Source organism: Nocardia tengchongensis (assembly GCF_054781395.1).
Window position 1 is genome coordinate 163331 of record NZ_BAAGUM010000003.1, and the last position, 21044, is coordinate 184374.

21 protein-coding genes are annotated in these 21044 nt (G+C 69.2%); 16 read left to right on the forward strand and 5 right to left on the reverse strand.

Annotation, left to right across the window (positions count from 1 at the left end; all coding sequences use genetic code 11):
- Positions 1-62 precede the first annotated feature (62 nt).
- Positions 63-470, reverse strand: a complete 408-nt coding sequence (locus ACYVKL_RS03625) for a hypothetical protein (protein WP_379171155.1) — start codon at positions 468-470, stop codon at positions 63-65.
- A 184-nt stretch (positions 471-654) separates the two neighbouring features.
- Between ACYVKL_RS03625 and ctaE the strand changes: the two genes are divergently transcribed.
- The 4 genes from ctaE to qcrB all read left to right on the forward strand — a co-directional run bounded on the left by ctaE (position 655) and on the right by qcrB (position 4975).
- Positions 655-1266, forward strand: a complete 612-nt coding sequence (ctaE, locus tag ACYVKL_RS03630) for an aa3-type cytochrome oxidase subunit III (protein WP_213560447.1) — start codon at positions 655-657, stop codon at positions 1264-1266.
- 84 nt (positions 1267-1350) lie between these two features.
- The gene (gene qcrC / locus ACYVKL_RS03635) at positions 1351-2211 is read left to right on the forward strand and encodes a cytochrome bc1 complex diheme cytochrome c subunit (RefSeq protein WP_357202176.1); all 861 of its coding nucleotides are present in this window, start codon (positions 1351-1353) and stop codon (positions 2209-2211) included.
- Positions 2208-3356, forward strand: coding sequence for a cytochrome bc1 complex Rieske iron-sulfur subunit (gene qcrA, locus ACYVKL_RS03640; protein WP_379171153.1), 1149 nt, complete (start codon positions 2208-2210; stop codon positions 3354-3356). Before qcrC ends, qcrA begins: the two co-directional genes overlap by 4 nt.
- A complete protein-coding gene (gene qcrB / locus ACYVKL_RS03645; RefSeq protein WP_357202182.1) occupies positions 3353-4975 on the forward strand; it encodes a cytochrome bc1 complex cytochrome b subunit in 1623 nt (540 codons plus the stop codon). The genes qcrA and qcrB overlap by 4 nt, the downstream gene beginning before the upstream one ends.
- Positions 4976-5041: 66 nt before the next feature.
- Here qcrB and ACYVKL_RS03650 read toward each other — a convergent pair whose 3' ends face one another.
- Positions 5042-5884: a MerR family transcriptional regulator gene (locus tag ACYVKL_RS03650; RefSeq protein ID WP_379171151.1), complete on the reverse strand. Its 843-nt coding sequence runs from the start codon at positions 5882-5884 to the stop codon at positions 5042-5044.
- A gap of 67 nt (positions 5885-5951) precedes the next feature.
- Between ACYVKL_RS03650 and ACYVKL_RS03655 the strand changes: the two genes are divergently transcribed.
- Positions 5952-6551, forward strand: a complete 600-nt coding sequence (locus ACYVKL_RS03655) for a Uma2 family endonuclease (protein WP_379171148.1) — start codon at positions 5952-5954, stop codon at positions 6549-6551.
- 15 nt (positions 6552-6566) lie between these two features.
- Here ACYVKL_RS03655 and ACYVKL_RS03660 read toward each other — a convergent pair whose 3' ends face one another.
- Both ACYVKL_RS03660 and ACYVKL_RS03665 read right to left on the reverse strand, forming a co-directional pair.
- Positions 6567-7175, reverse strand: a complete 609-nt coding sequence (locus ACYVKL_RS03660) for a class I SAM-dependent methyltransferase (protein WP_379171145.1) — start codon at positions 7173-7175, stop codon at positions 6567-6569.
- Positions 7176-7211: 36 nt separating this feature from the next.
- Entirely contained in the window at positions 7212-8942 is a 1731-nt protein-coding gene (locus tag ACYVKL_RS03665; RefSeq protein ID WP_379171143.1) for a DEDD exonuclease domain-containing protein, read from the reverse strand.
- 574 nt (positions 8943-9516) lie between these two features.
- On the opposite strand from ACYVKL_RS03665, the gene ACYVKL_RS03670 reads away from it, so the two are divergent.
- The 10 genes from ACYVKL_RS03670 to ACYVKL_RS03715 all read left to right on the forward strand — a co-directional run bounded on the left by ACYVKL_RS03670 (position 9517) and on the right by ACYVKL_RS03715 (position 18826).
- Positions 9517-10134, forward strand: a complete 618-nt coding sequence (locus tag ACYVKL_RS03670; RefSeq protein WP_379171141.1) for a C40 family peptidase — start codon at positions 9517-9519, stop codon at positions 10132-10134.
- Positions 10135-10393: 259 nt separating this feature from the next.
- On the forward strand, positions 10394-11392 hold the full coding sequence (locus ACYVKL_RS03675; RefSeq protein ID WP_379171482.1) for an NlpC/P60 family protein: 999 nt from the start codon (positions 10394-10396) through the stop codon (positions 11390-11392).
- A 13-nt stretch (positions 11393-11405) separates the two neighbouring features.
- Positions 11406-12410 carry a peptidase MA family metallohydrolase gene (locus ACYVKL_RS03680; protein ID WP_379171139.1) on the forward strand — a complete coding sequence of 335 codons (1005 nt, stop codon included), beginning with the start codon at positions 11406-11408 and terminating at the stop codon, positions 12408-12410.
- A gap of 35 nt (positions 12411-12445) precedes the next feature.
- Positions 12446-13603 (forward strand): glycosyltransferase family 4 protein, encoded by a 1158-nt coding sequence (locus ACYVKL_RS03685; RefSeq protein WP_379171137.1) that lies wholly within the window; start codon positions 12446-12448, stop codon positions 13601-13603.
- A 164-nt stretch (positions 13604-13767) separates the two neighbouring features.
- A complete protein-coding gene (locus ACYVKL_RS03690) occupies positions 13768-14160 on the forward strand; it encodes an SRPBCC family protein (RefSeq protein WP_357202206.1) in 393 nt (130 codons plus the stop codon).
- A gap of 19 nt (positions 14161-14179) precedes the next feature.
- The gene (locus tag ACYVKL_RS03695) at positions 14180-14617 is read left to right on the forward strand and encodes an SRPBCC family protein (RefSeq protein ID WP_379171135.1); all 438 of its coding nucleotides are present in this window, start codon (positions 14180-14182) and stop codon (positions 14615-14617) included.
- 53 nt (positions 14618-14670) lie between these two features.
- Complete coding sequence (locus tag ACYVKL_RS03700) at positions 14671-16017, forward strand: ArsA family ATPase (protein ID WP_460771188.1); 1347 nt, start codon at positions 14671-14673, stop codon at positions 16015-16017.
- Entirely contained in the window at positions 16014-16913 is a 900-nt protein-coding gene (locus tag ACYVKL_RS03705; RefSeq protein WP_379171133.1) for a hypothetical protein, read from the forward strand. The genes ACYVKL_RS03700 and ACYVKL_RS03705 overlap by 4 nt, the downstream gene beginning before the upstream one ends.
- Positions 16910-17914: an ROK family glucokinase gene (locus ACYVKL_RS03710; protein WP_213560456.1), complete on the forward strand. Its 1005-nt coding sequence runs from the start codon at positions 16910-16912 to the stop codon at positions 17912-17914. Before ACYVKL_RS03705 ends, ACYVKL_RS03710 begins: the two co-directional genes overlap by 4 nt.
- A gap of 186 nt (positions 17915-18100) precedes the next feature.
- The gene (locus ACYVKL_RS03715) at positions 18101-18826 is read left to right on the forward strand and encodes a lysophospholipid acyltransferase family protein (RefSeq protein ID WP_379171131.1); all 726 of its coding nucleotides are present in this window, start codon (positions 18101-18103) and stop codon (positions 18824-18826) included.
- Positions 18827-18896: 70 nt separating this feature from the next.
- Here the strand turns inward: ACYVKL_RS03715 and ACYVKL_RS03720 are convergent, their stop codons facing one another.
- Complete coding sequence (locus tag ACYVKL_RS03720; RefSeq protein ID WP_213560458.1) at positions 18897-19394, reverse strand: polyadenylate-specific 3'-exoribonuclease AS; 498 nt, start codon at positions 19392-19394, stop codon at positions 18897-18899.
- 185 nt (positions 19395-19579) lie between these two features.
- On the opposite strand from ACYVKL_RS03720, the gene ACYVKL_RS03725 reads away from it, so the two are divergent.
- The gene (locus ACYVKL_RS03725) at positions 19580-20968 is read left to right on the forward strand and encodes a class II 3-deoxy-7-phosphoheptulonate synthase (RefSeq protein ID WP_379171129.1); all 1389 of its coding nucleotides are present in this window, start codon (positions 19580-19582) and stop codon (positions 20966-20968) included.
- Positions 20969-21044: the final 76 nt, after the last annotated feature.

Here is a 21044-nt window from a genome sequence, read left to right on the forward strand (position 1 = left end):
AGCCTAGTGTGGAAAGCCCGACTCCCGGGACTCTCACGCGGCTTCGCGCCCCGAATCCGCCGCTACCGGGGACGCGGGGCGGGCTGCAGCGCGTCCCAGCCCAGCACATCGCCGTCGTGCCGCTGGGCCAGGCCCGCCATCCGCGAACGCTCCTGCGAACAGTGCACGGCATCGAGAATCTGCACCCGCTGCAACACCAGCCGCGCCGGGTCCGCGTCGGACACCGACGCGGTGTCATAGCCGCCCTGCGCGGCAATGACTTGCACCGCATTCACCTGGGCCGCCGGCAGCCGCAAATGGTGCCTGAGCACCACCGGACGGTCCGCCGTCCAGTCCAGCGCCTTGCCCAGCGCCGCCGAACAGGCCTCCGCGTCATCGAAACTCGACGCCACCACCACCAGATCCGGGCGTCCCGGATCCAGTTGCGTCGCACCGCCGCGCCCACGCCACCGCTGCCACCACGACTTCACGATCGACTCCCTCTCACCGCCCCGAAAAAGGGCCTCAGCTTCCTCTTACCTGCGCAATCTAGGCTCTGCGGGGACACGCCGGGAACCCCCCGAGACGCGCGCTCGCCCTGGGCTTTCCGACACGTACGACAAAGTTTCGTACCCGCCTACGCCTGTCGTACTACGACAAGTCATACTTACCGGCGTGACGACCGCAGTAGGGACCCCAGGATCGGCCATTACCCAGCGTGTGCATTCGCTGAACCGGCCCAACATGGTCAGCGTCGGTACCATCATCTGGCTGTCGAGCGAGCTGATGTTCTTCGCCGGCCTGTTCGCCATGTACTTCGTTGCTCGCGCGCAGGCGCACGGCGTCTGGCCGCCGGAGCCGACCGAGCTGAACCTGAAGCTGGCCGTGCCGGTGACCTTGGTGCTGGTGCTGTCCTCCTTCACCTGCCAGATGGGCGTTTTCGCCGCGGAGAAGGGCGACGTGTTCGGCCTGCGCCGCTGGTACCTGCTCACCTTCTTCATGGGCGCGTTCTTCGTGGCCGGTCAGGGGACCGAGTACCACGCGCTCGTGTCCGAGGGCACCTCGATCTCCAGCTCCGTGTACGGCTCGGTGTTCTACATCACCACCGGCTTCCACGGTCTGCACGTCATCGGCGGTCTCATCGCGTTCATCTTCCTGCTGGTGCGCACCAAGCTCAGCAAGTTCACCCCGGCGCAGGCCACCGCGGCGATCGTCGTGTCGTACTACTGGCACTTCGTCGACATCGTGTGGATCGGCCTCTTCGCGACGATCTACTTCGTCCGCTAACACCGGACGCGTCGAAACACACAGCCCCGTTTCGGCAACCCCAAACTTGTACAAGTCGGTTCCGTCTACTCCAAAGGGACACAGATGAGTTCATCTCCCCCGTCAGCGCCAGATCCCGAGGGGATCGGCCAGGCCACCAAGACCCGCAAGCAGCGCCGCGTTCGCCGGAAGCTGGCCGGCGGGCTGGTCCTCCTGATGGGCCTCGTCGGAGCCGGCTTCGCGGCATCGGCCCTGACCCCGCAGGCTCAGGTGGCGACCGCGCACGAAGATCAGTCCGCGCTGATCCGCGAGGGCAAGCAGATCTACGACACCTCCTGCGTCACCTGCCACGGTGTCAACCTGCAGGGTGTCCAGGATCGCGGCCCCAGCCTGATCGGCGTCGGTGAGGCCGCGGTCTACTTCCAGGTCTCCTCCGGCCGCATGCCCGCGGCCCGCAACGAGGCGCAGATCGTGCGCAAGCCCGCGAAGTTCGACGCGCACCAGACCGACGCGATCAGCGCCTACGTCCAGGCCAACGGTGGCGGCCCCACCGTCGTGCGCGACGCCAACGGCGAGATCGCCCAGGAATCCCTCATCGAGGACCGCGACCTCGGCCGCGGCGGCGAACTGTTCCGCCTGAACTGCGCCTCCTGCCACAACTTCACCGGCAAGGGCGGCGCGCTGTCCTCCGGCAAGTTCGCGCCCCCGCTGGAAGAAGCCAGCGAGCAGCAGATCTACCTGGCCATGCTGACCGGCCCGCAGAACATGCCCAAGTTCTCCGACCGGCAGCTGACGCCGGACGAGAAGAAGGACATCGTCGCGTACATCAAGGACCGCATGGAGACCAAGTCCGAGGGCGGCTACGGCCTCGGTGGCTTCGGTCCCGCGACCGAGGGTCTGGCGATCTGGGTCGTCGGCATCGTGGCCCTGGTCGGCTCCGCGATGTGGATCGGTTCCCGGTCATGAGTGAACAGGAGCGAAACAGCATGGGGGACAACCCCACCGAACCCACCGATGAGCAGCTCGACGCCATGTCGCGGGACGAGCTGGTCAAGCTCGGCACCGAACTCGACGGCGTCGACGTCGCCTACCGCGCCCCCCGCTGGCCGGTCGAGGGCACCCGGGCCGAGAAGCGCGCCGAGCGTCGCGTCGCCCTGTGGTTCGGCATCTCCGCGCTCGCGGGTGCCGCTCTGATCGGTGTCTTCCTGTTCTGGCCCTGGGAGTACAAGGGCCGCAACCAGGACGGCAACGGGATGTACACCCTGACCACCCCGCTGTACGGCCTCACCCTCGGCATCGCCGTGCTGGCCATCGGCGTGGCGATCGTGCTGATCCGCAAGCACTTCATCCCCGCCGAGATCTCCATCCAGGACCGCCACGACGGCGCGTCCTCGGAGGTCAACCGGCGCACCCTGGTCGCGCAGCTGCAGGACGCCGGCGAAACCTCCACCCTGGGCCGCCGCAAGCTCATCACCCGCACCGCGGGTCTGGGCGCGGGCCTGGTCGGAGTCGGCGCGCTGTTCCTCTTCGTCGGCGGCATGATCAAGAACCCGTGGGCCAAGCGCGACAAGTCGCCGCTGTGGGTCTCGGGCTGGACCCCGGACTACCCGGGCGAGACCGTCTTCCTGCGTCGCGACACCGGCCGCCCCGAGGACATCGTCCTGGTCAAGCCGGAGGACCTCGACGGCGGCGCCATGGAAACCGTCTTCCCCTGGAAGGAATCCTGGCGCGGCGACGAGCACGCGACCCTGCAGTCGCTGCGCGGAATCCGCAACGCGGTCATGCTGATCCGTCTGCGTCCGCACGATGCCGAGCACGCCATCAAGCGCAAGGGCCAGGAGAGCTTCAACTACGGCGACTACTTCGCCTACTCGAAGATCTGCACCCACCTCGGCTGCCCCACCTCACTGTTCGAGCAGCAGACCAACCGGATCCTGTGCCCCTGCCACCAGTCGCAGTTCTCCGCGACCGAATGGGGTAAGCCGGTCTTCGGTCCCGCCGCCCGCGCGTTGCCGCAGCTGCCGATCACCGTCAATGCCGATGGCTACCTGGTCGCCGCCGGCGACTTCATCGAGCCGCTCGGCCCGGCCTTCTGGGAGCGTCGTTCATGAGCCCTAGCAAAGCGGCCGTCCAGGCCAACGAAATGGACGAGCGCTACCACCTGGCTGCGTTCGCCAAGCGATCGATCAACAAGGTCTTCCCGACCCACTGGTCGTTCCTGCTCGGTGAGATCGCGCTGTACGCGTTCATCATCCTGCTGCTGTCGGGCATCTACCTGACGCTGTACTTCGACCCGTCCATGAGCGAGACCGTCTACCAGGGCGCCTACCAGCCCCTGCGCGGTGTCACCATGTCGCGGGCCTACGAGACCGCGCTGAACATCTCCTTCGAGGTGCGCGGCGGTCTGTTCGTCCGACAGGTGCACCACTGGGCGGCGCTGCTGTTCGCGTCGTCGATCATCATCCACCTGTTCCGCATCTTCTTCACCGGCGCTTTCCGCAAGCCGCGTGAGGCCAACTGGGTGATCGGCTCGCTGCTGCTCATCCTGGCCATGTTCGAGGGCTTCTTCGGCTACTCGATCCCCGACGACCTGCTGTCGGGCACCGGTCTGCGCGCCGCCTTCGGTGGTATCACCATGGGCATGCCGGTGATCGGCACCTGGATGCACTGGCTGATCTTCGCCGGCGACTTCCCGGGCACCATCATCATTCCGCGCCTCTACATCGCGCACGTGCTGCTGCTGCCGGGCATCATCCTGGCGCTCATCGCCGCGCACGTCGCGCTGGTCTGGTACCAGAAGCACACCCAGTTCCCCGGACCGGGCCGCACCGAGAAGAACGTCGTCGGCGCCCGCATCATCCCGGTGTTCGCCGCCGACCAGGGCGCGTTCTTCGCGCTCACCCTCGGCATCGTCGCGATCATGGGTGGCGTCTTCCAGATCAACCCGATCTGGAACCTGGGCCCCTACAACCCGTCTCAGGTCTCCGCGGGTTCGCAGCCGGACTTCTACATGATGTGGACCGACGGCATGGCGCGTCTCATGCCGCCGTGGGAGCTGTACCTGGGCCGCTACACGGTCCCGGCGCCGTTCTGGGTCGCCCTGATCATGGGCCTGGTGTTCACCGTGCTGATCGCCTACCCGTGGATCGAGAAGCGCCTCACCGGCGACACCGCCCGCCACAACCTGCTGCAGCGTCCGCGCGACGTGCCGGTCCGCACCGCCATCGGTGCCATGGCCATCGCGTTCTACATGGTGCTGACGCTGGCGTGTGTCAACGACATCATCTCGCTGAAGTTCGACATCTCGCTGAACGCCACCACCTGGTTCTTCCGCATCGCCCTGCTGCTGGCCCCGCCGATGGCCTACTTCGCCGCCTACCGGTTCTGCATCGGTCTGCAGCGCAGTGACCGCGCGGTGCTCGAGCACGGCATCGAAACCGGTGTCATCAAGCGGCTTCCGCACGGTGAGTACATCGAGGTCCACCAGCCCCTCGGCCCGGTCGACTCGCACGGCCACCCGATCCCGCTGGAGTACCAGGGCGCCCCGGTGCCCAAGAAGATGGCCAAGCTCGGATCCGCGGGCAAGCCCGGCACCGGCTCCTTCCTGCGCGCCGACCCCGCGTCGGAGCAGGCGGAGAACGTCGCCATCGCCCACGAAGAAGAGCACAAGATGCTCGGAGTGCTGGAAGCGGCCCAGAACGCCGCCCACGGCAAGCAGTCCGATCACTGATCGAACGTCATCAGGGAAGGCCCCGAGTCGAAACCGACTCGGGGCCTTCCCCTTTTGCGTAGCGACTCAGGCGACCGGGAAGACCACCGAGATCGTCGCCTCCGATTCGGCAACCTGGTTGGGATCGTTGCGATAGACGGTGAAATGGTGGGTGGCGATCTCGTCGCGGGTACGGGAGAGCCGCAGACCGTGATCGTTGACGAACGCTGCGATCCGATCGTGCGCCCGCGGAATCACTTCCGCGAACGGGCCGGTCACCGTGGCGCACACCGCGCGCCGCGCCGGAAAGCGCAGCGCGACGAGCGGGGCCTGCACCTCGACGTCCGCAGCGGTCTCCACGAAGACCGATTCATCGACGTCGGATTCCCGGAATTCGGCGTCGTGATCGATGCAGCCGCCCGATCCGGTCACCGCGATCCGCTGCCGGTGGAGTTCGGGCATGAAACGCGCCCACAGTTCCCCCTCCGCGGCATAGACGGGTATCACCCCGCGCAGCGTCACCAGCGTCTGCGCCGGGATGTCGATCAGTTGAACCTCGATGTCGGACAAGGTGTTCTCCAAGTCTTTCCGGTCGAGCATGCGCTCGATGAGGGCCAGCCGCTGCCGGGCCGACGCGGCCTCGTCCACGAGCAGCCGGCGCTGCGAACGCAACGCATCGGCATACGTGTCCGAGCCGAACACGGCGAGCAGGGCTCCGATGGCGGATACGCCGAACCCGACATCACGCAGCTCACGAATCCGGGCGGCATCGGCCAACTGCTCCGGCGCGTACCGGCGATACCCGGTGGCATCGTCGACCCACGCGGGAACCAGCACGCCGCCGGCGTCGTAGTGCCGCAACATCCGCACACTGATCCTGCTCAACGAGGAAAAGCTGCCGATGGACATCAGCTTCGAGGAATCGGTCACGCCAGCGAGTCTGCCGCCTCACACGATGTCAGAGTCAACCCCGGCCAGGCTGCAAATGATGGTCGACATGAGCGCTCTCGACGAGCAAGACGCCCTGCGCGTGACGGCCGAGGAGTTCGATGACGGAGCGACTTCCGACCTCGGAGATATCGAGATCGTGGACGGGCGCGTCGTGCCGATGATGGCTCAGAGCCCATTGCACAGCAGGGTCGTGCGGCGGTTGGCAGGGCTGTTCGAGGCCGCCCGTCGTCCCGGTGGTCCCCGCATGGTGGTGGATTCCGATGTCGCCGCCCGCTTCGCCGACAGTGAGTCGGCCGCCGCGGACCGCCGACTGAACATCCGCAATCCCGATATCTGGATCCGGGACTGCGAGCCCTACAACGTCAACACCGTGCGCGACCATGTTCTGCTCATCGTGGAAGTGACATCCGAATCGACGATCGACGCCGACATCACCGACAAGCGAGTTCAATACGCGATCGCCGGCGTCCCCCGCTACCTGATCGTCCGGCTGGACCAGAAGGAAGAGCGGATCGAGGAGATCGAGGAATACCGCCTCGACTGGTCCGGTCGCCGCTACCGCGCCCACCACGTGCACCGCCGCGTACTCCTGCTCGATGATCCGGTCGAGGCGACTATCCCGTTCGAAGTGCTGGAACAGGCCTAGCGAATCGTGCTGCGGCTAGATCGGATCGGGCTTGGTCCACACCAGTGAGAAGCGCCAGAGGACGTGGCGGCGGTAGCGGATGCCGGGCATGATCTGCTCGGCGGTGCGGCGGGTCTCGGCGTAGGTGTGCGGGGGCGGCCAGACGACGGGGGAGGGGTGGGCCCATTGGGCGCGGAACAGGCGGTCCTTGATGCTGGTCAGGAGGGCTGCGGCTGCCCAGGGGAGGTCGGCCGGGAAGTCGTTGCGGGCCATGCCCACGACGGCCAGGGTGCCGCCGGGGCGGAGGAGGTCGCGCATGCGGGTCAGGGCCTTCGCGGTGTCCATGTGATGCAGTGCGGCGATGGAGACGATGCCGTCGAAGGACTGCGGGGCGAAGGGATGGTCGAGGAAATCGGCTCGGAGATAGGTGATGTCGCCGTCGGGTGACTGCTCTCGGGCCAGTTCGATGCTCGTCGGGTCGGGATCGATTCCGGTGACGGCTGCGCCGGCCAGGCGAATTCGCCTGGCCAGCATGCCCTCTCCGCATCCGACGTCGAGCACGTCGCGGGCTCCCGCCACCGCGTTCGCCAGGAGCGGGTGGTACTCGATGTTGTGGTTCCAGCGTTCGGCATCGGGTACGTACATGCCGCCATTCTGGCAGCGCGGGGGTCCGCGGGGCGGTCAGTTCGGGTCGCCGGGGGTGGCCGCGCGGGCGGATTCGGCGCGGGCGACCCAGTCGAGCCAGGGGCCCGCGCCGCGGCGGGGTTCGGCGTAGCCGTCGGTGGTGCGGACTATGCGGATGCCGGGTTGTTCGAGCCAGCGGACCAGGAGGGCCGCTTCCTCCGGGAGGGCGCCGCGCAGTGGGGGATAGGTGGGCTCGTCGGCGGAGCCCGAGAGGGGGTGGGGGAGGACGGTTTCGGCGGCGGCGACCAAGCGGTCGACTACGGCCATGGGGGAGATGCCTCGGACGGCGGTGCCGGCGGCGGCCAGGCGGGCGTGGCGGATGATCGCGAACTGCCAGCCACCCGCGCCGTCGGGGTGGGCGGCAATCAGTTCGGGGATGGCGGCCAGGGCGGTCAGGCGTTGCGTGCGGCGCAGGGCGCGGATCACCGCGACCGAGCGGTCGCGCAGGCGGGCGGCGGCTTCGAAATGTTCTGCGGTGGAGAGGGTTTCGAGTTTGGAGGCGATGGCGTGGAGGAGGGTGTCGTCGGCGCCGGTGAAGAGTGCGCGGATCGCCTCGGGGGCTCGTTCGTATTCCTCTATATATAGGGGGCTGTTTTCGGCGCCCGCGGGGCAACCGCCGACCACGGCCGGCGGGCAATCGTGGCGGCCGGTGCGCGGGATGCGGGTGGTGCAGGTGCGCAGGCCCGCCTGCTCGGCGAGGGTGGCCGCGATCTCCTGGGCGTCGGTGCGGGAGGTGAACGGGCCCAGCGCATCCCGGGTGGGGGTGCGGGAGACGGCGAAACGGGGGAACGGCTCGTCGGTCAGGGTCAGCCACCAGGCGCGCTGCGGGAACTTCGACCGGCGGTTGTAGGGCGGGGTGTGCGCGATCAGCAGGCGCAGCTCGCGCACGCCCGCCTCCAGACCGTGCGCGCACTCGACATGATCGACGCGGGTGGCCAGCTGCACCATCTCGCGCATGCGCGGGCGGGTGTCGGAACCGGTGAAGTAGTTGCGGACGCGGCGGCGCAGATTCACCGCCGTCCCTATATAGAGGACTTCGTCCGACGGGCCGCGGAAGAGGTACACGCCCGGCGTCGCCGGAAGGTCCGCGGCCAGCACCCGTTTCGCGCGCTGCCGGCGGGTCACCTCGGGCAGATAGTCGAGCAGCTCGGTGAGACTGTGCACGCCCTGATTGCCGACCCGGGCGATCAGGGCGTGCAGCACGTCCACGGTCGCCTTGGCGTCGTCGAGCGCGCGGTGGGTGGGGCGGGTCTCCGCGCCGAGCAGCTGCGCCAGGTACCAGAGCTTGGCCGAGGGCGCTTCGTCCTTCGGGAGCACCCGGCGGGCCAGCTGCACGGTGCACACGGTTTGGAAAGCGGGCCAGGGCAGTTCGCACTTGGCCGCGGCCGCTTTCAGGAACCCGGTGTCGAACCGGGCGTTGTGGGCGACCAGCACCGCGCCACGCGCGAACTCGAGGAAGCCGGGCAGCACCTCCTCGATCCGGGGCGCGTCGATCACCATGGCCGTCGTGATCCCGGTGATCTGCACGATCTGCGGGGGAATCGCGCAGCCGGGATTCACCAGGGTCGCGAACTCGCCGAGCACCTCGCCACCGCGCACCTTGACCGCGCCGATCTCGGTGATCGAGTCGCCCTCGGGGCTGGTTCCGGTGGTCTCCAGGTCCACGACCACGAACGTTGTGTCGTAGAGCGGGGTTTCGAGCTCATCGAAGGCCAGCTGTCCGGACACGATCCGCAAGCCTAGGCGTGGGGTCCGACAAGCTGCGCCCGAAGTTGGTCACTCGAGTTGAACAGGGGAAATCCCCGAATATGTGGTGGAGATTCTCGAGATGAAATCCCCGGATTGCGCAAATATGCCGGTTTGTGACCAGGGTCACAGTTATTGATAATATGTATCAATTCTGCGCGAAAGGCCGGTTGGTCCGGATTCGTGCCCGGTGGGTGCTGCCCCGGTATCCCGCGCTCGGGCGTGCCGGGTGGGGGTTTGGCAATCGCCCAGGTCGGTGGTCATAGCCGTGACCGGGTGTTATGCGGGATCTGTCGAGGTCGGAAGGGCTCCGGATGGGCGCTTGCTACCGGCGGGTAGCTCCCGGGACGCTCCGGGAAAAACGGCCGCTGTTATCGTTTCGTGATTGCTGTGACGTTTGTCGCACCGAAATGCGGGTGCGCAACAATTCTGAGTCACGTATCCACCGCCTCGGCTTTACAAAGCACCGTTATGTCCTCGTAATCTTCCTGAGACCTCGCGGAGTCCGACGCACCACCGGGTGTGGCGTCGCGGGGCAGATTGGAAGTACCTCACCATGGCGACCACCACCGTCAAGCGACAGGTCCGGGGCATGCAGCGCACTGCGCGTCGCGCGGCCGCCGCCGGTGCCGTCGGCGCTGCCACGCTGAGCGCGCTGCTGCTGCCCGCTACTCCCGCGTCGGCCCAGCCGGTCAACACCCCGGTCGGCGTCATCGACGTCCCCGACGCCATCCAGCTCCCCGCCGGGATCCCGGGCCTGCCCGAGTCCATCCCGGTGAACATCCCGCCGCTGCCCGGCATCGCGATCCCGGGCGCCCCGGCCCCGCAGCACAGCTTCCGTCAGGCCGCGGTCGACGCCGCCATGAGCCGCGTCGGCGACCCGTACGTCTACGGCGCCGCGGGCCCGGACGCCTTCGACTGCTCCGGCCTCGTGCAGTGGTCCTACGCCCAGGCCGGTGTCAGCCTGCCGCGCACCAGCTACGAGCAGGCCAACACCGGCAGCCCGGTGTCCTACGACGGCCTCGAGCCCGGCGACGTGGTGTCGTTCTACGGCGGCAGCCACTCCGGCATCTACATCGGCGACGGCAATGTGGTGCACGCGTCGACCTCCGGTCAGCCGGTGAAGGTCGCCCCGATCTCCTCGATGCCGTTCGCGGGCGCCACCCGTATCTGAGATCCCTCGCTCTACCGGGGGATTCGTCCCCCAGCCGACCGCAGGCGGACGACCTGCGGGAGAGGCGGCGACCGTAATGCTTCCGTGGCCTGCTGGACACAAGCGGTCGCCGTTTCGTAATCTTACCGAGACCTTCTTGACCGGCTCGGGGTAAGAGAACGGGACGACACCAGCGGTGGCAGCGCAAGCGCAGTATCGGCGAACACACAGTGAGCGGACCAGACGACTGGTCGGAGGCGCGCTCACGGTCGGCGCCCTCATGGTCGGCACCTACGGCGGTTACGGTCTCGCGGCCGCCGATCCGGTCGCCGCACCGGCCAACGCCAGTGAAGCCGTGCAGCGGATGATCGATCTCTCCCGGCAGTCCGAGCAGATGAATCAGCAGGCGCTCAACGCCCAGGCCGATCTCGACGCCAAGGCCGCCACCGCCGCCACCGCCGACGAGCGCGCCGCCGACGCGGCCGCCACGCTGGACGCGGCCAAGGCCGAAATCCGCCGCTACCAACCGGTCATCGAACGCGCGGCGACCTCCGCGCTGCTCGGCAGCCGCTCCAACCGGCTCACCTCGCTACTGGTGAGCAATTCCCCGCAGCAGCTGCTCGACCAGATGTCCATCGTGGACCTGGTGGGCGCGCGCACCAATGAACAACTGGGCCAGTACCAGAAGGCCACCGACGCGGCCGCCGCCGCCGAGGCCGGCGCCCGCGCCGCCGCCGACGCCGCCCGCGCCGCCAGCGTCGCCGCCGACAAGGTGCGCTCCGACCTGGAGGCCAAACGCGCTGCGCTGCAAGGGTCCATGGCCCAGGTCATCGCCGCGTGGGGGCAGCTCTCCGCGGGTGACAAGTCCGCGCTGGCGGGCTCGATGTTCCCGCCCGGCTTCGATCGCGACAGCCTGCTCAAGGGCCTGGTCCCGGGTTCGGGCACCAGCGCGCTGGCCGCGGGCCTGACCCGCGTCGGCGATCCCTACGTCTGGGGCGCCACCGGCCCGGACCAGTTCGACTGCTCCGGCCTGGTGCAGTGGGCCTTCCATCAGGTCGGCAAGAACGTGCCGCGCACCTCCCAGCAGCAAGCCGGATACGGCACGCCGGTCGACCAGCAGGACCTGCAGCCCGGTGATGTGGTCTTCTTCTACTCGGACATCTCCCACGTGGGCATCTACGCCGGCAACGGATTGATGCTGCACGCTTCGACTTTCGGCGTACCCGTCCAGGTCGCGCCGTTGGGTTCGTCACCGTTCCATTCAGCGCGTCGATTCTGAACGAGAGGCGGCAATGAGCACTCTGCGGCAGGCCCGCGGCTGGCTGTCGGCGAAGCGGCGGTTCCAGTTCGTGCTCACCCTGGTCATGGTCAGCGCCCTGACCGCCGCGTGCGGCGCGCTGCTCATGCTCCCGAACTCGGTGCTGCCCAAACTGCGTGCGGTGGTGCCGGGCCAGGACGTCAGCCAGGCCACCGATCCGCAGGTGCCGCTGGTGCAGCGGACCATGGACTCCTACGGCAAAGTGGTCGCCGAATCGGTGGCCACCGGGGCTGACCGGACCGGCATCGTGCTCGGCCATGCCGGGCAGCGCGCGGACCTCGATGTGCTGGCGAGCGAACTCGCGGCATCCACCGCCGCGGTCACCGCGCTGTGGGGTTCGGACTGGAATCGGGCCCCCGTCGTGGTGGTCGCTTCCAGCCCAGCCGAATTCGCGGCCCTGACCCGTGCCGTCGGCGCCGTACCTGCCGAGGTCGCTGCCTCCACCGTCGCCGACCCGGTGCGTCCGGGCGCGCAATTGACCGGGCAGCGCGTGGTTTTCGGGCCCGAGGCCGGCCGCCGCCTGGGCGCGGACGGCCTGCGATCGGTGCTGCGTCACGAACTCACCCACATGGCCAGCCGCGCGGTGACCGTCGACGGGTCGCCGATGTGGATGCTCGAGGGTTTCGCCGAATACTCCGCGCACCGCGGCATGCGGCAGCCGGTCACCCAGATCGCCCCGGCGCTGACCGCCCGGGTCCGCGCCGGTGACCTGCCCGCCGACCTCCCGGCCGACGAACTGTTCGAACCGACCAGCGGCAAGGCCTCGCTCTCCTATGAACAGGGCTGGTCGGCGTGCGCGTTCATCGCCGACCGCTTCGGCGATCACACCCTGGTCGAGCTGTATCGACAGCTCGCCACCGGTCCGAAGGACCGCGCCGCCGTCGAGGCCGTCCTGCACAGCGTGCTCGGCCTCACCTACCCCGACCTGGTCGCCGACTGGCGCGCCTGGCTCACCACCCGTACCGCCGAGGGCGCGTAAAGCCGCCTGATCCGCGGGTGCAGTAGGTTTGTCGCATGGGGCGAACGCTGCTGGTTACCAATGATTTCCCGCCACGACCGGGTGGGATTCAGTCGTATCTGCACGCGCTCGCCTTGCAGCTGCCCGCCGACGAGCTGGTCGTGTACGCGCCCCGCTGGAAGGGCGACAGCCACTGGAAGTTCGACGCGCAGCAGCCGTTTCAGGTGGTCCGGCATCCGACGACACTGATGCTGCCGACCCCGCTGGTGGCGCGCCGGGCCAAGAAGCTCATGCGCGACGAGCAGTGCGATCGGGTGTGGTTCGGGGCGGCCGCGCCGCTGGCGCTGCTGTCGCCGGTGCTGCGGCGCGCGGGCGCGGAGCGGATCCTGGCGTCCACGCACGGGCACGAGGTCGGCTGGTCGATGCTGCCGGGCGCGCGGCAGGCATTGCGGGTCATCGGCGATCACACCGATGTCGTCACCTATGTCAGCAAGTACACGCGGCGGCGGTTCGCGGCCGCGTTCGGGGCACAGTCGGCGCTCGAGTATCTGCCGCCCGCGGTGGATGCCGAGGTGTTCAAACCTGATCCGGCGGCGCGCGCCGAATTGCGGGCCCGCTACGGGCTGGGCGAGCGGCCGACCATTCTGTGCCTGTCGCGGCTGGTGCCGCGCAAGGGGCAGGACGTGCTGATCGCGGCCATGCCCGAGATCCGCAAGCGGGTGCCCGGCGCGGTGCTGGTGATCGCGGGCGGCGGGCCCTACGAGCAGAAGCTGCGTCAGCTGGTCGCGGCCCTGGGCGTTTCCGACGATGTGGTGTTCGCCGGCCGGGTGCCGTCGCAGGAACTCGCCGCCCACCACACCATCGCCGACGTGTTCGCCATGCCGTGCCGCACCCGCGGCGCGGGCCTGGATGTCGAGGGCCTGGGCATCGTGTTCCTGGAGGCCTCGGCCACGGGAGTGCCGGTGGTCGCGGGCAATTCGGGCGGTGCGCCGGAAACCGTCCGCGAGGGCGAGACCGGCCGGGTGGTCAACGGCCGCAAGCTGGAATCGATCGCCGACGCCATCGTCGACATCCTCTCCGACCGGGATGCCGCCGCCGCCATGGGCGCCGCGGGCCGCGCCTGGGTGCAGCAGCAGTGGCGCTGGGACCTGATGGGGACCCGACTACAGCAACTGTTGGACCCGCACGTCGGGGTGACAGGCACTACGCTCTGAGCGTCCGCCCGAAGGTTCGCGGCCGTCTCGATTCTGGACTGCGCTCCGCCTCCCCGCCGCTTGGAGCGGACGCGGGAGCGAAGCGGAGGAGCGGAGGGAGGGAAGAATCGAGACTTCGGGGCCGCGAACCCGCCCGGAGCGAAGCGTAGGGCAAGATAAGCACCGTGAGCAGTATCCAGGTTGCCGATATGACCTTCGTCGCCGCGCCCGGCGAGGCCGTGGCCGAGATCCTGGCCGATCGTGGCCGGTGGCGTCAGTGGTGGCCCGACCTGCAGTTGGAGGTTCGGGAAGACCGGGGCGACAAGGGAATCCGGTGGACCGTCAGCGGCGGCGCCGAGGGCACCATGGAACTCTGGCTCGAGCCGATGCTGGACGGCGTCATCATGCATTACTTCATGCACGCCGAACCGCGCGGCGGGATCGCCGGTATGTCCGGTCGTGACCTGCTGGCGCTCAACCGCACCCGCCGGGTCGCGGGCAAGGTCATGTCCTTCGAGATCAAGGCCCGCCTCGAGGCGGGGCGCAAGGCCGGGGTCGCGCCCGCGGCCGCTCACTAGAAAGGAAGCGTTGCCGCCCATGGCCGATCGAACTCAGAGGTCGATCGTGATCGACGCCCCCTCGGACCGAGTGATGGCCGTCATCGCCGACCTGGAGTCGTATCCGGAATGGGTCGCCGCGGCCCGCTCGGTCGAGGTGCTCGACAAGTCGCCCGACGGCCGGGCCCGCACCGCGCGCTTCGTCCTGGACGCCGGCGTCGTCAAGGACACCTACACGCTGTCCTACACCTGGCGGCCCGACGGCCGCGCGGTCAGCTGGAGTCTGGTCTCCGGTGATCTGCAGAAGGCGCAGGACGGCACCTACGAGTTGATCGCCCTGCCCGACGGCACCACCCAGGTGGTCTACGAGCTGACCGTCGACCTGAACATTCCGATGATCGGCATGTTCAAACGCAAGGCGGAGAAGGTCATCACCGACACCGCCCTCAAGGAACTCAAGAAACGGGTCGAAGGCTGACCGCCGGCGCTACCGAACGCTCGCCCCGCCCCGTCGCCCGCGTCGAGCTGTTCATCGGCAAGGGGGGCGTCGGAAAAACCACCCTCGCCTGCGCGACGGCGCTGGCGTACGCGCGCACCGGCCGCCGGGTGCTGCTGGCCTCGCTCGATCAGGCGCACTCGCTGGGTGACGCCCTCGGCTACCGGCTGCAGCACGGCGCGAAACCCGCGGTCGCGAGCGTGCCGTTGCCCATGTTCGCCACGGTCGCACCGGAACTCGTGAACGGCCGTGACCCCGAGGCCACCGACCCGGGGCTCCCGGTGGTCGGGCACGGACTCACCTCGGCGCCGAACCTCGACGTGATCGAAGTGGATTCGCTTGCGCTGCTGGAGGATCGGTTCCGGCAGGTGCTGGTGATGGCGTCCGGCGCCGGACACGAGCACGGATTCGATCTGGGCGCACTGGATCCCGCCGAACTCACCGGCCTGCCCGGCGTGCAGGAACTGCTGGCGCTGCTCGAGATCACCCGGTTCGCCAACGACGCGCGGTGGGAGGTGATCGTGCTGGACTGCCCGCCCTCGGCGGACATGCTGCGCATCATCACCGCACCCGACACCGTGCTCGGCTACCTGGAGCGGGTGTGGCCCGCGCACGCCCGCACCATGGAGGCGATCGGCGCCGACTTCCGCAAGGCCGTGCTCGCGGTGGCCGTCGAACAGATCGTGCAGGCGGTGACCGAAGCCCGTGACCTGCTGGCGGATCGGACCCGCACCGGCGCGCGCCTGGTGACCGCCGCCGAACAGGTGGCGGTGGCCGAATCGGCGCGCGTGCGATCGGCCGCGGCGCTGCTGGGGCTGCGACTGGACGCGATCCTGGTCAACAAGGTGCCGCCGGAGATGCCGCCGCCGCACCCGGCCGCGCCACCGCATCCCGCGGTGCAGTGGTACTTCAACCGCCGCGGTGAGCAACTCGACGTGGTGACCGAGCTGCGCAAGCGGCTGCGCGGGGTTCCGGTGCAGGTCGTCGGGCACGCGGGGTCCGAACCGGTGGGGTTGAGCTCACTGGCCGCACTGTCCTACGCGGTGGACGCGAGTGGTAACTGGGTGGGATGGCGTCCGATCCCTATGCTTGGCACAGATGTGGACGGGGTGCAGTCCATCGCCGCCGAACCGGTGGTCCGGCTCGAATCCGGGGCGGGCGTGGCTTCGGTGTTCGCGATGCGCATGCATCTGCCGGTGGTCGACGCGTCGACGCTGCGGCTGGGACGAGTGGAGGACGATTTGATCGTGGGAGCGGACGGGGTCCGGCGGCGATTGCGGCTGGCCCCGGTATTGCGGCGGTGCACGGTCGATGCCGCCGAACTCGACGGCGACCACCTGGTGATCCGCTTCCGGCCCGACCCCCAGGTCTGGCCGAAATGACCACCACGCACCCCCGCCCCGGCCACCCCGAGGAGAACCTCGGCGAATTCGCCGAGGAGTTACGCCTGCTGGCCGAGGCCGTCCTCGAACGCGTGGAACCGGTGCTGCGCCGCACCGCCGCCGACGGGCGCGCCGAATGGTCCAGTTGCAGTTGGTGCCCCGTGTGCGCGGCGGCCGCGATCGTGCGCGGCGAACATCACGACGTGGTGGCCGCCATCGCCGAACACGGCACCGCCATCGTGACCGTGCTGCGCGAGGCGCTGGCGGGAGTGCCGGTGGAACCGGTGATCCCGCCGGACCTGGATCCGGACTCGCCGGAATATCAAGCCTGGCAACAGCATTCGCACGGCGTCGGAACCGGTTTCAGGGTAGGGGATCTGCCGTTCGCGGACGCCTACGCCGCCGCGCGGGGTGACCGCGGGCAGGATCCGGACGCCGACGAGTCCGGTGAATCGGTCGGGGGTGCGGGTGGATTCGCCGCCCCGCACGGTGCGGCCGCGAACCTGGCCGCGGTGTTCGCGCGATTCCTCGCCGGTGCGCAGGGGCGGGCGGCGGCGCGCAGTCACGAACATCACCCGGAGGGCGACTCGTTCGACGATCCGATGGGGCGGGGCCCCGGCGCGGCACACCGGCCCGAGGACGCGGATCCGGTGTCGGGCACCGGTTTCCGCGCCCGCGACGCCGCCGGTGCGGACGCGCGACCCTTCGGACCGCCCGTGGCGCATCCGGGCGATGACCTCGGCCGATCGGGGACCGCCGGCGCGCCGACACCGGACCCGGCCGCCGGACCCGCGGGTCGCGAGGACGGACCCGGCACCGGCCGCGCCGCACAGCCGGGCGCCAGACGGCCCAAGCGCGGAAAGTACATGCCCATCGACGTGACCATCAAGGCATGACGGGCGGTGTGGATGTGCCGTTGACCGTGGGAATCGATGTGGGCGGCACGAACATTCGGGCGTCGGTGGTCGACGGCGCGGGCGAGGTGCTCGACACCGTCACCGCCCCGACCCCGCATTCGGCGCGCGCCCTGGAGGACGGTCTGGCCCGCGCGGTGCGCGAGCTGCGCGGCCGCCACGCCATCGGCGCGGTCGGGCTCGCGGTGGCGGGCTTCGTCGACGAGGACCGCGCCACCGTGCGTTTCGCCCCGCATCTGCCGTGGGAGGACGCCCCGGTCGCGCAGCGCCTCACCGACCGGCTCGGACTGCCGGTGATCCTCGAGCACGACGCCAATGCCGCGCTGTGGGCGGAATACCGCTTCGGCGCGGCGGCGGGCGGGCGCAATGTGGTGCTGGTGGCCATCGGCACCGGCATCGGCGCGGCCCTGCTGATCAACGGCCAGCTGTATCGCGGAAGCTACGGTGTCGCACCGGAACTCGGTCACCTGCAGGTGGTGCCCAACGGCCGCGCCTGCGCGTGCGGCAAGCGCGGCTGCTGGGAAAGGTATTGCAGCGGAACCGCTCTGGTGGACACCGCGCTGGAACTGCTGGCCACCGACCCGCAGCGCTCCACCGTGCTGGCCCGCGAGGCCGGACGGGATCCGGGCTCGCTGACGGGGCGCCGGGTGGCCGGTGCGGCCCAGGACGGCGACCCGGTCGCGCTCGAGGTGCTGGCCGACTTCGCGCGCTGGCTGGGCCTGGGCCTGGCGTTCGTGAGCGACATCTTCGACCCCGACCTGATCGTGGTCGCCGGTGGTGTCAGCAGTTCGGCGCCGCTGTTCCTCGACGAGGCCCGCGAACACTATTCGGGCTCGATCACCGGCGCCCGGCATCGCCGCCTGGCCCGCATCCGCACCGCCCAGCTGGGTGAGGCCGCGGGCATGATCGGCGCGGCCGAGCTGGCTCGCGCGGCGGTGGCCGCGGCGCCGGATGTGTTGCCCGTCGCGCGTGCTCGCCGCTGATCCGAGCCGATCTTCCGCGGGTCGCCGCGCGCTGCGCATTCCGCTGCGTGGGACGATGTTCCCGGTATCGGAGAATCCCGTCACCACGGTTGGTCGCCGTGTGGTCTCGGCGGTAGGGTGGGCAAGCGAGTGGTGGTGCCCGCAATGAGGCCGGTCCCGGGTATCGAAAACAGGGGAAAGGACGCAATGTTCTACTGGCTGCTGAAGTTCGTCTTGGTAGGGCCGCTGATGCATCTCATCAACCGGCCCAAGGTCGAGGGCGTCGAGAACATTCCCCCGAAGGGTGCGGCCATTCTGGCCGGCAACCATCTGTCGTTCACCGACTGGCTGTTCACCCCGCTGATGAGCCCGCGCCGGATCACCTACCTGGCCAAGGCCGAATACTTCACCACCCCGGGCCTCAAGGGCCGGCTGCAGAAGTTCTTCTTCTCCGGCACCGGCCAGTACCCGATCGATCGTTCCGGTGCCGACGCGGCCGAGTCCGCGCTCAACACCGCGCGCAAGCTGCTCGGTGAGGGCCGCCTGGTCGGCCTGTACCCCGAAGGCACCCGCTCCCCGGACGGCCGCCTCTACAAGGGCAAGACCGGAGTGGCACGCCTCGCCCTGGAGACCGGAGTGCCGGTGATCCCGGTCGCCCTGATCGGCACCGACGAGGTGTGCCCGCCCGGTCCGTTCCGCTGGCGGCCGCGCAAGGTCACCGTCAAATTCGGTGAGCCCATCGACTTCTCGCGCTACGAGGGCATGGGCGGCAACCGCTTCGTGGAGCGCGCCGTCACCGACGAGATCATGTACGAGCTCATGCGGATGGGCGACCAGGAGTACGTGGACGTCTACGCCGCGAGCCTGAAGAAGGGCGTCCCCTCGGGCAGCCGCCCCGACGCCGACCGCGTCCCGGAGACCCTGGCGAGCTAGTCCTCCGCCACACAGCACCGGAAAGGCCCCGGGAGACCATGTCTCCCGGGGCCTTTCGCATGCCCGGGGTTCAGACGGCCTGAAGGCGGCGATGCGCCTCGATGGCCTCGAACTTCGCGAGGTTGTGGCGGGCGTCGGCCAGCGCGTCGTGCGCGTCCTTCGGCACCGGCGGCAGCGGCGGGCGACCGTGCTGGTCCCAGTGCTGACGCAGTTCGTTGGTGTAGCGGGGCAGAGCGTTGGGCAGGTCGACCATCGAACCCCACAGCTGACACAACGCGACATGGTCGTAAGCGCCGACCCAGGCCCACAGTTCGGGCTCCACGCCGGTGCGCGGGACCAGGAACTTGTACAGGTCGTCGCGGATGCGCTGGCGGGACCGCCACAGCGGAGAGGACGGCGGGGGTAGCTTCGGCAGCACATTGCGACGGACGAAGGGTCCGGCCTTCTCGGGGTCGAATTCGGTGGAGACCGCGTAGAACTCGCGTCCGTCCTCGCAGACCACCGCGATCGAGACGAGGTCGATGACGGTGCCGTCCTCGATGAATTCCGAATCGTAAAAGTACCGCAATGAGATGGGTCTCTCCTCAGCTCGGGGCCGGTGTGCTTTCCGGGCAATCCGGTCCCAGCCTAGGCGGCGGCAGCATATCGACATAAGCGGCCGAGCGGTCTGCGATCGGACCGGACCGCATGGGGTGGGCGACTCGAGCCCTGGGGGTGGTCCGTCTCACCAAGAGCACTACGTATTCTGAACACGTGAACTGGACCGTCGACGTACCGATCGATCGCCTGCCGGAACTGCCTCCGCTGCCCGACGAGCTGCGTCGGCGGCTCGACGACGCCCTGACTCGCCCGGCCCTGCAACAGCCGTCCTGGGACCCCGAACAGGCCGCCAAGATGCGCACGGTTCTGGAGAGCGTGCCACCCATCTGCGTGCCCGCCGAGGTCGAGGAACTGCGCCTGCGCCTGGCCGAGGTCGCCCGCGGTGAGGCGTTCCTCATGCAGGGCGGCGACTGCGCGGAGACCTTCGCCGACAACACCGAGCCGCACATCCGCGGCAATATCCGCACGCTGCTGCAGATGGCGGTGGTCCTCACCTACGGCGCGAGCCTGCCCGTGGTGAAGGTGGCCCGCATCGCGGGCCAGTACGCCAAGCCGCGCTCGGCCGACGTCGACTCGCTGGGCCTCAAGTCCTACCGCGGTGACATGGTGAACTCGCTGGTCGCCGATGCCGGGCTGCGCGAGCACGACCCGTCGCGCCTGGTCCGCGCCTACGCCAACGCCTCGGCCGCGATGAACCTGGTGCGTTCGCTCACCTCCGCCGGCATGGCCGACCTGCACAAGGTGCACGACTGGAACCGCGAGTTCGTGACCCAGTCCCCGGCCGGCGCCCGCTACGAGCAGATGGCCACCGAGATCGACCGCGCGCTGGCCTTCATGAAGGCCTGCCGCGTCAACGACCCGAACCTGTCCACCGCCCGCCTCTACGCCAGCCACGAGGCGCTGGTCATGGACTACGAGCGGGCCATGCTGCGGCTGAGCACCCACCCGGTCACCGGCGAGCCGGTGCTCTACGACCTGTCGGCGCACTTCCTGTGGATCGGTGAGCGCACCCGCCAGCTCGACGGCGCGCACATCGCCTTCGCCGAACTGATCGCCAACCCGATCGGTCTCAAGATCGGCCCGACCACCACGCCGCAGCAGGCCGTGGAGTACGTCGAGCGCCTGGACCCGAACAACGAGCCCGGTCGCCTGACCCTGGTGGCCCGCATGGGCAATCAGAAGGTCCGCGACGTGCTGCCCGCCATCATCGAGAAGGTGCAGGCCACCGGCCACCAGGTGATCTGGCAGTGCGACCCCATGCACGGCAACACCCACGAGGCCTCCACCGGCTACAAGACCCGCCACTTCGACCGCATCGTCGACGAGGTCCAGGGCTTCTTCGAGGTGCACCACGCGCTGGGCACCCACCCGGGCGGCCTGCACATCGAGCTCACCGGTGAGAACGTCACCGAATGCCTCGGTGGCGCGCAGGACATCTCGGACCTCAACCTCGAGGAGCGCTACGAGACCGCGTGCGACCCGCGCCTGAACACCCAGCAGTCGCTGGAACTCGCCTTCCTGGTCGCGGAGATGCTGCGCTAGAGCTCCCCGCCTCCCCGGAACTTCAGCGGGCGACGGGGAGGCGTAGCCGGTCCCACACCCGTGCCGGCGGCCGAGT